This window comes from Methylosinus sp. H3A, from assembly GCF_015709455.1.
Classification (GTDB): domain Bacteria; phylum Pseudomonadota; class Alphaproteobacteria; order Rhizobiales; family Beijerinckiaceae; genus Methylosinus.
The window spans coordinates 1,050,296-1,063,462 of sequence record NZ_JADNQW010000005.1 but is presented as its reverse complement, the minus strand read 5'-3'; the positions used below and the strand labels follow the sequence as shown (position 1 = coordinate 1,063,462).

Annotated in this window: 14 protein-coding genes; 9 read left to right on the top strand and 5 right to left on the bottom strand. The window is 65.7% G+C overall.

The genetic code is table 11. The features are described 5' to 3' along the window. The first annotated feature begins 12 nt into the window (after nucleotides 1–12). Entirely contained in the window at nucleotides 13–645 is a 633-nt protein-coding gene (locus tag IY145_RS08105) for a response regulator transcription factor (RefSeq protein WP_196407744.1), read from the top strand. Nucleotides 646–877: 232 nt separating this feature from the next. Here the strand turns inward: IY145_RS08105 and IY145_RS08100 are convergent, their stop codons facing one another. Next, nucleotides 878–1,498, bottom strand: coding sequence for a response regulator transcription factor (locus IY145_RS08100; protein WP_196410453.1), 621 nt, complete (start codon nucleotides 1,496–1,498; stop codon nucleotides 878–880). 111 nt (nucleotides 1,499–1,609) lie between these two features. On the opposite strand from IY145_RS08100, the gene IY145_RS08095 reads away from it, so the two are divergent. Together IY145_RS08095 and hemA are read left to right on the top strand one after the other, a co-directional pair. Beyond that, the gene (locus IY145_RS08095; protein ID WP_196407743.1) at nucleotides 1,610–2,941 is read left to right on the top strand and encodes a histidine kinase; all 1,332 of its coding nucleotides are present in this window, start codon (nucleotides 1,610–1,612) and stop codon (nucleotides 2,939–2,941) included. 231 nt (nucleotides 2,942–3,172) lie between these two features. Then, nucleotides 3,173–4,459, top strand: coding sequence for a 5-aminolevulinate synthase (hemA, locus tag IY145_RS08090; RefSeq protein WP_196407742.1), 1,287 nt, complete (start codon nucleotides 3,173–3,175; stop codon nucleotides 4,457–4,459). 233 nt (nucleotides 4,460–4,692) lie between these two features. Here hemA and purC read toward each other — a convergent pair whose 3' ends face one another. After that, on the bottom strand, nucleotides 4,693–5,487 hold the full coding sequence (gene purC / locus IY145_RS08085) for a phosphoribosylaminoimidazolesuccinocarboxamide synthase (RefSeq protein ID WP_018267133.1): 795 nt from the start codon (nucleotides 5,485–5,487) through the stop codon (nucleotides 4,693–4,695). 303 nt (nucleotides 5,488–5,790) lie between these two features. Between purC and IY145_RS08080 the strand changes: the two genes are divergently transcribed. From IY145_RS08080 to IY145_RS26150, 3 genes are all read left to right on the top strand, one after another. Continuing rightward, nucleotides 5,791–6,111, top strand: a complete 321-nt coding sequence (locus IY145_RS08080; protein WP_196407741.1) for a DUF1476 domain-containing protein — start codon at nucleotides 5,791–5,793, stop codon at nucleotides 6,109–6,111. Nucleotides 6,112–6,167: 56 nt separating this feature from the next. Next, nucleotides 6,168–7,157 carry a tyrosine recombinase XerC gene (locus IY145_RS08075; protein WP_196407740.1) on the top strand — a complete coding sequence of 330 codons (990 nt, stop codon included), beginning with the start codon at nucleotides 6,168–6,170 and terminating at the stop codon, nucleotides 7,155–7,157. 238 nt (nucleotides 7,158–7,395) lie between these two features. Next, nucleotides 7,396–7,530, top strand: a complete 135-nt coding sequence (locus IY145_RS26150) for a hypothetical protein (protein WP_281433666.1) — start codon at nucleotides 7,396–7,398, stop codon at nucleotides 7,528–7,530. 23 nt (nucleotides 7,531–7,553) lie between these two features. Here IY145_RS26150 and IY145_RS08070 read toward each other — a convergent pair whose 3' ends face one another. Further along, a complete protein-coding gene (locus IY145_RS08070; protein WP_196407739.1) occupies nucleotides 7,554–8,123 on the bottom strand; it encodes a hypothetical protein in 570 nt (189 codons plus the stop codon). A 163-nt stretch (nucleotides 8,124–8,286) separates the two neighbouring features. Between IY145_RS08070 and IY145_RS08065 the strand changes: the two genes are divergently transcribed. Both IY145_RS08065 and IY145_RS08060 read left to right on the top strand, forming a co-directional pair. Beyond that, nucleotides 8,287–8,775 (top strand): GlcG/HbpS family heme-binding protein, encoded by a 489-nt coding sequence (locus IY145_RS08065; RefSeq protein ID WP_246721851.1) that lies wholly within the window; start codon nucleotides 8,287–8,289, stop codon nucleotides 8,773–8,775. Nucleotides 8,776–8,955: 180 nt separating this feature from the next. Then, entirely contained in the window at nucleotides 8,956–9,225 is a 270-nt protein-coding gene (locus IY145_RS08060) for an usg protein (protein ID WP_196407738.1), read from the top strand. A gap of 91 nt (nucleotides 9,226–9,316) precedes the next feature. Here the strand turns inward: IY145_RS08060 and lpdA are convergent, their stop codons facing one another. After that, nucleotides 9,317–10,729 carry a dihydrolipoyl dehydrogenase gene (gene lpdA / locus IY145_RS08055; protein ID WP_196407737.1) on the bottom strand — a complete coding sequence of 471 codons (1,413 nt, stop codon included), beginning with the start codon at nucleotides 10,727–10,729 and terminating at the stop codon, nucleotides 9,317–9,319. A gap of 140 nt (nucleotides 10,730–10,869) precedes the next feature. Further along, nucleotides 10,870–12,087, bottom strand: coding sequence for a glycosyltransferase family 4 protein (locus IY145_RS08050; protein ID WP_196407736.1), 1,218 nt, complete (start codon nucleotides 12,085–12,087; stop codon nucleotides 10,870–10,872). 178 nt (nucleotides 12,088–12,265) lie between these two features. Between IY145_RS08050 and IY145_RS08045 the strand changes: the two genes are divergently transcribed. Then, nucleotides 12,266–13,063 (top strand): carboxylesterase, encoded by a 798-nt coding sequence (locus tag IY145_RS08045; RefSeq protein WP_196407735.1) that lies wholly within the window; start codon nucleotides 12,266–12,268, stop codon nucleotides 13,061–13,063. Nucleotides 13,064–13,167: the final 104 nt, after the last annotated feature.

Sequence of the window (13,167 nt, the reverse complement as noted above, 5' to 3'; positions counted from 1 at the left end):
TGGTTAGGCCCGATGCGCGTGCTGATCGTCGACGACCATCCCATGGTGATTGCCGGATGCCGCGGCATGTTGTCCGGACAATCGGACATAGAAGTGCTGGAGGCGCGCGACGCCGACGCTGCGCTCGAGGCGCACGCTTCCGCGCAGCCGGATGTCATCGTGCTCGACATTAATCTTCCCGGGCTTTCGGGCTTCGAGCTGCTACGGCGAATGCTCAAGCGCAAGCCGGACACGAAGGCGATCGTCTTCACCATGAACGACGATCCGGTCTTCGCCGCGCGCTCGATCGAGCATGGCGCCAAGGGCTATCTCGCCAAGAGCGAAGACCCGGCGCAATTCGTGAAGGCGGTGCGGATGGTCGCCGCCGGCGAGCGTTATCTCTCCAATCAAGTGGCGCAAAAGCTCGCCTTCTTCGATCAGAAGCACGGCGCCAATCCGCTCGAGGGGCTCAATGGCCGAGAGCTCGAGATTTTGCGCCTGCTCGCCGAGGGCAAGGGCATGGCGGAGATCGCGCATATCATGCGCGTGTCCTACAAGACGGTGGCGAACAGCTGCTCTCTGCTGAAGCGCAAGCTCGGCGCCCGCTCGCGCGCCGATTTGATCCGCATCGCCGTCGAGAACAGACTGGCGAAAGAGCTGGTTTGATCCACGATCATTGTGCGCGCTCCCTTCTCCCGCTCGCGGGAGAAGGTGGACCCGGCGTAGCCGGGTCGGATGATGAGGGCGCAACGTGTTCCGATGCGCTGTTTTTTCTCAGGAATATTTTGACATTACGCTCGGGAAAAATTGGAAAGCGAATTTCCGCGGGCCCCCATCCGACCCTTGCTTCGCAAGGGCCACCTTCTCCCGCAGGCGGGAGAAGGAAGAGGCTCCGCCATCACGCCAGACGCTGCTCGATCGCAATGCGCACCAGATCCATCGGCGTGCGAGCGCCGAGCTTGCGCTTCAGCAGCGAGCAAGTGTTGGCGATCGTCTTGTAGGAGACATGCACCGCATCGGCGATCTCGGTCATGCTCGAGCCCTTGCCGAGCATGCGCAAAATCTCCAGCTCGCGCGAGCTCAGCTCCGCCAGAGGATTGGCGAGCGCCGCGGTCTTGTCGAAGGCGAGGCGATTGGCGAGCCGCGGCATCAGAAACACGCCGCCCGCCGCGACGTCCCGCACGGCTCTGAGCAGAAGAAAAGGATCGTCGTTCTTCGTCACATATCCGCGCGCGCCGGCCTCGATCGCCCGCGCGGCGAAGATCGGATCGTCATTCATGGAAAAAATGACGATGCGCGCCTCGGCGTCGTGGCGCAGCATGCGGCGCGTCAGCTCGAAGCCGGAGGCGCCGGGGAGGTTGATGTCGACCACGGCGACGTCCGGCCGCCATTCGACGAAGATGGCGAGCGCCGTCTCCGCGTCGCCGGCGTCGCGCGCTTCTATATCGCCCTCGCCGGCGAGCATCGCAGCGCAGCCGGAGACGATGATCGGATGATCGTCGACGATCAGGACGCGCATTTGCTGACTCACGACGCCTCGTTGCGGGACGCTTCGCTCGGAAGCGCCGGGACGGATTGACCGGGCGCTACCCTTACGTAAAGTCGCCGCGCAATGCAAAGGCGGGCCGTCATGCTGAAAGGATTGTCGCTTCGCGCCCGGCTGTTGGCGCTGCTCGGCGCGACGCTCGCCGTGGGCCTCGCGCTCGGCGTCGGCCTGTTGATGCTGCACGCCGCCTCCCGCGTGCGTGCGGAAGCCGACAGCACCGCCCGGCTCGCCCGGGAATTCGTGGCGACGGCGCTGGCCAGCGTCGAGGAGAGCGACGACCCGCTTCCCGCCTTGCGCAGCCGGCTCGCCGAGGTCGAGCGGCTGCGGCACATCCATATCTTCATGGCCGGCTCGGACGAGGAGAGGGCGATCACGGGGGAGGACCGGCGCGCGCCCGCCTGGTTCGCGGCGCTCGTCGCCGGCCCGCGCAGCGCGACGCGCATCGCGCTCGAGGGTCGCGGCCGGCTCGGCGGGGAGCTGGCGCTCGTCGCGGAGCCAGGGGACGAGATCGACGAGATTTGGGAGGAGGTTTGGCTGCTGGCGCTGGGCGCCGCGGCTCTGGCGCTCGCCGGCTTCGGCGTGGTGTCGATCGTCGTCTCGCGCGCGCTCGCGCCCGTCTCGACGCTCGCCGCGGCGCTGCATCGTCTCGAGCGCGGCGACCGCGACGTCCGAATGGTCGCCGGCGACGCGCCGGAATTCGTCGCCATCGCCGGCAGAGTCGATGCGCTGGCGGAGACGCTGGCGCGTTTCGACGCCGAGAATCGCGCGCTGGTCGAGCGCATCATCCATGTGCAGGACGAGGAGCGGCGCGACATCGCCCGCGATCTGCACGACGAGATCGGCCCCTTTCTCTTCAGCATACGCGCCGGGCTCGGCGCGCTGGCCCGCAAGCTCGAAGGCGCCCGTCGGGATGATTGCCTGAATATCGACGAGCAGCTCGGCGCGCTGCAGCAGGTCAATCGCCGCATCCTCGGGCGGCTGCGACCGGCGGCGCTCGACGAAATGGGCCTCGAGGGCGCATTGCAGGCGCTCGCCCAAGGCTGGCGCGATCTCTATCCGAAGGTCGCCGTCTGGCTGCATGTCGAGGAGGCGGGGGCGCCGCTCGACGAGTCGATCGCGCTCACCGCCTATCGCATCGTCCAGGAAGGGCTGACCAATGTGTTCCGCCACGCGCGCGCAGCGCGAGTCGAGGTGACGGTGGAGCGCATTGTTTCGGGCGGAAAAAGCGAATTGCGCGTCAGCGTGCGCGACGACGGCGCCGGGGTCCGCGACGGCGCGCGCGAAGGCATCGGCCTGCGCGGCATGAGCGAACGCGTCGCCGCCCTCGGCGGCCGGCTGACGCTCGACACCGCATCGCCGCGCGGCGCGCGCCTCGAGGCCCGATTGCCGTTGGAGACTTTGTGCGACGCAAAATAGATTTCCGTCCTGAAGCGGGAAATTCTTTCACGCTCACGCTCGCGGAGAGAAAAGGATTCGTGGCCTTTTCATGACTTCGTCTCGGCGCGACGATCTGCCTCTCGCCAAGCCTCTTCGGATAGTTTATGTAGCAAAACGCACAAAGCGGGAGCAGCGCGGTCAGAGCGCGCAGCGATCTCGCGAGGGGCGAAGAGTATCCGTCCCCCTTATCGCGGCATAAAGGGTCGTCACATGGACTATCGGCGCTTTTTCGAGACGGCAGTCACTCGTCTCCAGGAGGAGCGCCGTTACCGGGTCTTCGCCCATCTCGAACGCTGTGTCGAAACTTTCCCACAAGCGGTCTGGCATTGCGACGACGGCTCCACCCGCGATGTGACGGTGTGGTGCTCCAATGATTATCTCGGCATGGGGCAGAACCCCGAGGTGATCGCCGCAATGGTGGAGACCGCCTCGCGCGTCGGCGCGGGCGCCGGCGGCACGCGCAACATCTCCGGCACCAGCCATGCGATCGTGGAGCTCGAGAGCGAGCTCGCCGACCTCCATGGCAAGGAGGCCGCGCTCGTCTTCACTTCGGGCTGGATATCCAATCTCGCCGCCATATCGACGATCGCCGACCTCTTGCCCGATTGCGTCATCCTCTCCGACGCCTCCAACCATAATTCGATGATCGAGGGCGTGAAGCGCTCACGCGCCGAGCGCAAGATTTTCCGCCACAATGATCTCGCCCATCTCGAGGAGCTGCTCGTCGAGGCCGGAAATCGGCCCAAGCTCATCGTCTTCGAGAGCCTCTATTCGATGAACGGCAATATCGCCCCGGTCGCCGAGATCGCCACGCTCGCCGAGCGTCATGGCGCCATGACCTATATCGACGAGGTCCATGCGGTCGGCATGTATGGCGCGCGCGGCGGCGGCATCTGCGAGCGCGAGGGCGTCATGCATCGCATCGACGTCATAGAGGGCACGCTGGCCAAGGGCTTCGGCACGCTCGGCGGCTATATCGCCGGCGACCGTGTGGTGATCGACGCCATTCGCAGCTATGCGGCCTCCTTCATTTTCACCACGGCTCTGCCGCCCGCCATCGCCGCCGCGGCGACGGTCGCCGTTCGGGTGTTGAAGACACGCTCCGATCTGCGCGCCGCCCATCAGCGCGCCTCGCATATCACCAAACATGCGCTGGCTGCGGCCGGTCTGCCGGTTCTGGAGAATGGCTCGCATATCGTGCCCGTGATGGTGCGCGACGCCGAGCTGTGCAAGGCGGCGAGCGACATGCTGCTCGAGCGCCACGATATTTATATCCAGCCGATCAATTATCCGACCGTCGCGCGCGGATCGGAGCGTCTGCGCATCACGCCCACGCCGCGCCATACGCCGGAGCATATCGTTGCTCTGGTCGAGGCGGTGGTCGATGTCTGGCACACGCTGGGCATCCCCTTCGTGGAGCCGCCGCAGCATCTGCATGTCGACGCGGAGAGCCGCGAGCGCTGTACCTATCCCGAGATCAAGCTCGCCGCGCAGTGAGCGGCGTCGACTCGGACTCGAATCCAAGGATTTGAAAAGATTCGCGTCGCCTTCTCCCGCCTGCGGGAGAAGGTGGCCCTCGCGTCAGCGAGGGTCGGATGAGGGTCCGCGCCCCTGCGCGCTCGACATCTTCATCGTCCCCGGAAACCGCAGCCGCCCTCATCCGACCCCGCTTCGCGGGGCCACCTTCTCCCACGAGTGGGAGAAGGGAGCGCGCTCGATGATTGTTGGGTTTACTGCACCAGCTTGGGCTGGCTCGGACGGGGCGTCTCGTTCTCTTGCAGAATGCCGAGACGGCGCGCCACTTCCGTATAGGCCTCGACGAGGCCGCCCATGTCGCGGCGGAAGCGGTCCTTGTCCAGCTTGTCGTTGGACTTGATGTCCCACAGCCGGCAGGAGTCGGGGGAAATCTCGTCGGCGACGACGATACGCATCATGTCGCCTTCCCACAACCGCCCGCACTCCATCTTGAAGTCGACGAGGCGGATGCCGACGCCGAGGAACAGGCCCGAGAGGAAATCATTGACGCGAATGGCCAAGGCCATGATGTCGTCGATCTCCTGCGGGCTCGCCCAGCCGAAGGCGGTGATGTGCTCTTCCGAGACCATCGGGTCGTCGAGCGCGTCGTTCTTGTAATAGAATTCGATGATGGAGCGCGGCAGCTGCGTGCCTTCCTCCATGCCGAGGCGTTTGGACAGCGAGCCGGCGGCGACATTGCGCACGACGATCTCGAGTGGAACGATCTCTACCTCGCGAATCAGCTGCTCGCGCATGTTCAACCTGCGGATGAAATGCGTCGGCACGCCGATATCGTTCAGATGCTGGAAGACGAATTCCGAGATGCGATTGTTGAGGACGCCCTTCCCGTCGATGACTTCGTGCTTCTTGGCGTTGAACGCGGTGGCGTCGTCCTTGAAATGCTGGATCAACGTCCCGGGCTCCGGGCCCTCATAGAGGACCTTGGCCTTGCCTTCGTAGATGCGGCGGCGGCGATTCATCGGGATCAACCGGGGCTTGAGAAAATCCATCTGACGGGCCCGTGGCTCCTCGGTTCGGCTTCGGAAACGACCGCCGCCCAGACCTGAGCGCGGGCTCGGGAAAAGGGACGTCCGTCCGAAGCGGCGTTCGCAGTGGCCGCGGATGGAACCGGGTCGTATCCTGTTCCGGCGGCCGTTACAACCCGCCACGCCAGACTAACCGAATCGAGGGGCGGACACAACTTGACTGAAATTTTCGTTAATTCCGGGAATGTCATTGGATTTCAGACCGAATCGCCTACATCCACAATCGTGCCTGATGAGCGTGGGCCGACAAAACATCCGAGGGTTGCCATGAGCACATTCGACAACCGGGAAGAGTCTTTCGAGAAGCGCTACGTCCACGAGCAGGAGCTCCAGTTCCGCGCCGAGGCGCGGCGTAACCGACTGTTCGGCCTTTGGGCCGCGGAAAAGCTCGGCAAAACAGGGCCGGAGGCCGAGGCCTACGCCGAGGCGCTGGTGGCGGCGGAGGCTTCCGCCAATGCGGACGAGCTGGTCTTTTCCAGGGTGAAGGACGATTTCGCCGCGGCCGGCGTCGACCAGTCCGACCATCAGATTCGTCGCACTCTCGACGAGCTGCTGGACAAGGCGAGGGCCGAGGTGCAGCAGAGCTGAGCCATTCGGGCGCGGGTTTACCCTTCCTTTATCCGCGCGCGCCACCACTTATCGCCATGCGCGATTCCCCAAGAGCCGCAACCAAAAGATCGGGCGCCGCCTTTCTGGCGGCGCCCGATGTCGTCTCCGAGGCTGGGGCTTGGCTCGACCATCTCGCCGGCGAGCGGCGCGCCTCCCGCCACACGCTCGACGCCTATGCGCGCGACGCACGGTTTTTCTTGGAGTTTCTCGCCGAGCATCGCGGCGCGCCGGCGGACGCCGCCACATTGAGCGCGCTCGCCCCGGCCGATATACGCGCCTTCATGGCGCGGCGCCGCACCGAGGGGCTCGAGAATCGCTCGCTCCTGCGGGCGCTGGCCGCCGTGCGCTCGTTGATGCGCTTCCTCGAGAAAAAGGGTCTTGCCAAGACCGACGTCTTCGGCGCCGTCCGCGCGCCCAAAAAGCCTCACAGCCTGCCCAAGGCGCTGAGCGTCGCCGACGCCCGCGACCTGACCTGCGCCGAGACCCGCGCCGGCGAAGCGCGCGAACCCTGGATTCTCGCCCGTGACGCCGCTGCTCTGGCGCTGCTCTATGGCGCGGGATTGCGCATTTCCGAGGCGCTGTCGATCGAGCGCGACCGGGCTCCCATCGGGGCCGTCGACCGCGTCTCCATCACCGGCAAGGGCGGCAAGACGCGCGTGGTCCCGGTCATAGAGCCGGTTCGCCGGGCGATAGAGGAGTATATCGCGCTCTGCCCCTATCACCTCGCCGGCGGCCCTTTGTTCGTCGGCGCGAGAGGGGGGCCCCTCTCGCCGCGCATATTGCAGCTCGCCGTGGAGCGAATGCGCGGCGCGCTGGGCCTGCCGGCGAGCGCCACGCCCCATGCGCTGCGCCATTCCTTCGCGACGCATCTCCTGGGCCGTGGCGGCGATTTGCGCAGCATACAGGAGCTGCTCGGCCACGCCTCGCTCTCGACGACGCAAATCTACGCCGCCGTCGACAAGACGCGGCTGCTCGACGCCTGGCGCTCGGCGCATCCGCGCGGCGCCCGCGATTCCATCAAATAGGTTTCATTTCGCAAATAGATTTGATTTTGCGTCGAGTTCTCGCGATCTCGTCAAGCGCTCCCTCGCCAAAAATTTGATCTGAGGCGAGGTCTCGCCTTTTCTTTTCTCCGCCCTTCTTTCCTTGCGAACCCGCCGGATTTCTCGCCTCGTGCGATCGCGCACGCATGTGATTTTCCGGCTCAGGCAGGTTGACGGCGTCCGTCGAGGGGACGGGCGCCGGCGATCGGTGGAGGGGAAAATGGGTCAGGCGCCGAGACTGTCGCTGCTCGGATTGGTTCTCGTCATGGCTTTCGGCTACGGCGTTTGGATCATCGTCACCTCGGGACAGGCGGCTTCGGCCGACGCCTGCCTCGGCTATGCGCTCTGCCGCTGAGCGGCGGGGAGCGGAACGTCTCGTCACGCCGCGCCGCGGCGGCGGACGAGGGCGCGCAACAGGGCGAGCTTGCGCAAGAACAGCGAGCGGCCCTCTTCGCCCAGCGCGAGAGCGAGTCGCGCTTTCAGATAATCCTTGGCTTCGCGAATACGCCGCTTGAACGGCTCGACGCGCTCATGCGCCCAGCGGCTCACGTGCAGCGTCGTCTCATAGAGTTTCGCGAACCAGCCGATCTGCAGCAGTTTCTCGCGGCTCGCGTCGAAGAGGAAGGATGTGACGCCGAGCGCCAATGTCTTGGCGGCGAGGATCACTGCGAGTCCGGCGACCACATGGCCATGGGCGATGGCGGCGACGGCCAGCAACTTCAGCGGAAAAATCGTGATCGCCGGCAGAGCGAAGACAGCGAGCGTCGCGATCGGCGTGAGGCCGGCGATGAAAGCGCGCAGCCGCGCCTCGAGCTCCTTCAAGCCCAGCGCGCTCGCGAGCCACACGAGCGCGATTTTCACATTGTCCCACAGCCAGCTCTCGATGAGGAAGAGAATCGCCAGCGTGAACCAGAAGGCGCGAATGAGGCGCCGGCCGAGTGCTTCCATTTGGTGTCTCGCTACCTCCCGCAGCCGCCGCTGGAGTCGATCACTCTCCGGTCTCGAAAGCAAGCGGCGCCCTGTCAATCGCGCCGATAGCGCCGAGAGTGTCTTGACGAAAGTCGAAGCGCGTATTTTACTATAGTAGTTCTATAGACAATGGAGATAACTAATGCGCTTCGTCATGGCGGCCGCGATCGGCGCCCTCTTCCTCTCCGTCCCCGCGGCTTTTTCGGCGGAGGGCGACACCAAAGGCGTGAAGCAGAAATTCTCGCTCACCCTGGACGGCGCCAAGAAGGCCGCCGCCGCCGCCGAGGCGGAGGCCCTCAAGAATGGCTGGAATGTGGTGATCGCCATTGTCGACGACGGCGGCAATCTCCTCTATCTGCAGCGCCTCGACGGCACGCAGGCCTCGTCGTCCGAGACGGCGACGCGCAAGGCGCGCACCTCCGCGCTGTTCAAGCGTCCGACCAAAGCGCTCGAGGACGCCGTCGCCGGCGGCCGCGTCGCTCTGCTGAGCCTGCCCAATGTCACCCCGCTCGAGGGTGGCGTCCCGCTCGTCTACAAGGGCGAGATCATCGGCGCGATCGGCGTCTCCGGCGCCACGTCGCAGCAGGATGCGCAGGTCGCCAAAATCGGCGCCGACACGCTCGTGCAGTGAGGCGGCTTCTCGAGAAACGGCGTCCGCGCTCTCCCATTTTCGGAGCGCGGCCGCCACGCGGATCAGCACTCGCTGTGGCCTGCTGCTAGCATATTGTTTTTAAAAGTTTATTCGGCATTCTCCTTGCATGATGATCGCAGTCGAACCTATCGTTTCACGCGATCGAAGAGGAGGCGTCGAATGGCGTCGCGCGAATTTCGCCGCATGCTCGAAGGCTATGGACTGACGACGGCCAATATTTTCTACCGTCTGCCCGATCATCCCGCGATCATGCAATCCTACATCTGGCAGGACTACGATCTGCAGCCCGAATTTCCGCAATTGCGCAAATTCCTGGATTTCTGGCAGAGGAGCCTCGATGGGCGGCTCCATTCGGTGCAAGTGGCGCATAGCGGTCTCATTCGCCCGGCGGAAATCTCGCTGGTGGGCGAGGAGTTCCGTCTGCACTGAGTCGCCGCTCGAAAAACCTCCAGTCCCCTCGCCCTGAGGAGCCCGCGCAGCGGGCGTCTCGAAGGATGAGGGGATTGGATTTGCGAGCGCTTCACAAATGGATCGAGCGCTTGGCGACGCCGAGCGCCGCCTCCTTGATCGCCTCCGACAAGGTCGGATGCGCGTGGCAAGTGCGGGCCAGATCCTCGGCTGCGCCGGAGAACTCCATCAGCACGCCGGCTTCGGCGATCAATTCGCTGGCGTCCGAGCCCAATATATGCACGCCGATCACGCGGTCGGTCGCGGCGTCGGCCAGCACTTTGACGAAGCCCTCCGTCTGCCGGTTGGCGCGCGCGCGGCCATTGGCGGAAAAGGGGAATTTGCCGACATTATAGGCGAGGCCCGCCGATTTCGCCTCTTCCTCGTTCATCCCGACCCAGGCGACCTCGGGCATCGTATAGACCACCGAAGGGATGATGCCGTAATTCACATGTCCCGCCTGGCCGGCGAGGATTTCCGCCAGAGCGACGCCCTCCTCCTCGGCCTTATGGGCCAGCATCGCGCCGCGCACCACATCGCCGATCGCATAAATTCCCGGCACATTGGAGCCGAAATGCTCGTCGATGACGACGCGCCCGCGCTCGGTGAGGACGCCCGCCTCCTCGAGGCCGAGGCCGGCCGTGTAGGGAAGGCGCCCCGTGGCGATGAGCACGGCGTCGGCGGCGATGGGCGTGCCGCCGCCGCCCTTGGTGGAGGCGTAGGCGACCGAGACGCCCTCCGCGGTCTTCTCGATCTTGGTGACCTTGGCGGCGAGATGGAAGGCGAAGCCCTGCTTCTCCAAAATCTTCTGAAAGCGCGTCGCGATCTCGGCGTCGGCGCCGGGCGATATGCGGTCGAGATATTCGATGACCGTCACCTGCGCGCCGAGCCGGCGCCAGACCGAGCCGAGCTCGAGGCCGATGACGCCGGCGCCGACGACGACGAGATGCTTGGGCGGGGCGTCGAGCTCGAGCGCCCCGGTCGAAGAGAGAATCGTCTTCTCGTCGAAAGCGATCTCCTTGCCGTCGACGTCGCGCAGCGGCGCGACGGCGGAACCCGTCGCGATCACGATATTTCGTGATTCGAGAATTTGCGTCGCGCCATTCTCGCCGGTCACCTCGACGCGTCCGGCGCCGAGAATGCGGCCGACGCCGTGATAGGAATCGATCTTGTTCTTCTTGAACAGAAAGGCGACGCCGCCGACATTCGCCGCGACCGTGTCGGCCTTGTGCTTCATCATCGCCTTCAGATCGAGGCGCGGCGGATCGACGATGACGCCGAGATCGGCGAGGCCGTGGCCCGCCTCGTCGAACATATGCGAGGCGTGGAGCAGCGCCTTGGAGGGAATGCAGCCGACATTGCCGCAAGTGCCGCCATGGGTCGCGCGCTTTTCGACGACGGCGGTCTTGAGACCGAGCTGCGCCGCCCGGATCGCGCAGACATAGCCGCCCGGCCCCGTGCCGATGACGATGAGATCATAAGCCATCCGCCAACTCCTTTTGTCGCGCTGCGATCGATCGCCAGATATCTTTTATGGAAGGAGAATATCCGCTTCGTAGGGCGAAGGTCGAAACATTTCTTCCGCAGGCGCTCGCATGTCTTCCTCAGGCCCTCGCAAGGCGCGGGTCACGCGCCGGGCGCGCGCGCCGAGAGCACGAGCTCATAAGCGTCGAGCGTCGCGCCGCACATTCGCTCGACGGAAAAATGCGTCTGCACATGCTGCCGTGCGCGCGTCGTCAGCCCGTCCCGCGCGGAGGGACGCAGCTCCAGCGCCTCGCGGATCGCCCGCGCCAGCGCGGCCGCGTCGCCCGCCGGCGCGCGCCAGCCGGTGGCGTCGGCGGCGTCCACTTGCGGCGGGGCGAGCACGGTCTCGACCGCCGCGCCGAGATCGGAGACGATGATCGGCGTGCCCATCGCCTGCGCCTCTACGGCGACGCGGCCGAAGGCTTCTGGCGTCGTCGAGGGCGCCACGGCGACCGCGGCGGCGAGATAGGCGGCGGGCATGTCGGCGCAATAGCCTGGAGTCAGCACGACGCCCTCGAGGCCGGCGCGCGCGATATGCGCTTCGACATTGGCGCGAAAAGCGGCGTTGGGCGCGTCGCCCGCCAAGACGAAGCGCACATCCGAGAGGCCTCCGACGACGAGGAGCTTCGCCGCGTCGATCAGCACGAGATGGCCCTTGCGCGCCGAGAGCCGCGCCGGCATCAGCACCACGCGCTCGTGCCGCGCCACGCCCCATGCGGCGCGCATGCGCTCGACGCGGGCGGGCTCGACGGCGGAGGGCGAGAAGGCGCGCAGATCGAGCCCGCGCGCGATCACGACGATGCGCCGCTCGGCCTGCGGATAGAGCTCGGCGATGTGGCAGGCGGTGAAATGCGAATTGGCGATGACGAGATCGCCCGCCGCCATGATCGAATTGTAGCGCTGCTTGATGGGCGAGGCGCCGCCATAGATGCTGTGGAAGGTGGTGACGAAGCGCGCGCCGGCGCGCCGCGCGGCGTAATAGGCGACCCAGGCGCAGGCCCGCGAGCGCGCATGCACGAGATCGATCGCCTCCTCGCGCAAAATGCGGGCGAGGCGGAAGGAGTTCAGCGCCATGGCGAGCGGATTCTTCGTCGCGGCGGGGAATGGCAGCCATACTCCGCCCTTGGCTTGCAGCTCGCTGACCATGCGGCCGCCCTCCGAGGCGACGAGCGCCCGCGCGCCGGCCATATGCAACGCCTCGGCGATGTCGATCGTCGCGCGTTCGGCGCCGCCCGACTGGAGATCGGGCACGACCTGCAAAATCGTCCGACCCGCGAGGGGACGGCTGGTCGAGGGGAAGGCGTGGAAATTCTCTAGCATGGAGCCAATGTGCCCAGTAAACGAGATCGTCGTCGCGGTCGAGTGGCGGGGGCCTTTTTCGCCCCAGAAATGGGCCGGCAATATGGCCCCTTTGGTCCCATGATCGGACCATGTTATTGAGCAGCCGAGAGATTTTTATTCATTCGAGCGGCGGCGCGCACGCGCCGCAGGGGATAGGATGGCTGTGGACGGCGTCGAGGAGGGGCTGAGCTTCGTCGATCTCGCCCTCGAGGGGCGCGAGCCCTGGCGCATCGCTCGCCGTTTTCGCGCCGCGCGTGGGGCGGGGGCGGCGCGCCCCGGCGTCGTCCTGCTTGGCGGCTTCAAATCCGACATGCTCGGCTCCAAGGCCTCTCATCTCGACGCCTGGGCGGAGGCCGAGGGCCGCGCTTTCCTGCGCTTCGACTATTCGGGCCATGGCGAATCGAGCGGGCGCTTCGCGGATGGGACGATCGGCGATTGGCTCGCGCAGAGCCTCGCCGTCTTCGACGCTTCGACGAGCGGACCGCAGATTCTCGTCGGCAGCTCGATGGGCGGCTGGCTCGCTCTGCTGATGGCGCGCCGCCTCGCCGCTGCGGGCCGCCGCCTGCACGGCCTCGTGCTGATCGCGCCCGCCGTCGATTTCACGCAAGAGTTGATCTGGAACAACGCCGACGATGAAATCCGCCGCGCGATCATCGAGGACGGCGCCTGGCTGCGTTCCTCGCCCTATGCGCCGGAGCCGACGCCGATCACGCGCGGGCTCATCGAGGAAGGACGCGCGCATCTCATGCTGGGCGACGTCATCCGCGTCGATGCGCCCGTGCATATATTGCAAGGGATGCGCGACGAGGACGTGCCCTATCGCCATGCGCTGCGGCTGATGGATTGTCTGGCGAGCGATCCCGTCGTGCTGACGCTGGTGATGGAAGGCGATCACCGCCTCTCGCGCGGCGAGGATCTCGCCCATCTCACGGCCACGATCGAGGCGCTGGGCTAAGTCGCGCTCGAGCTTTTGCCGCGGCGATGCCAAAAGCTTTGCAGTACCGTGTGTTAGGCATAACGGTCGCTTTCCGAAGCGCTAAAGGATTCAATAAAGATTGT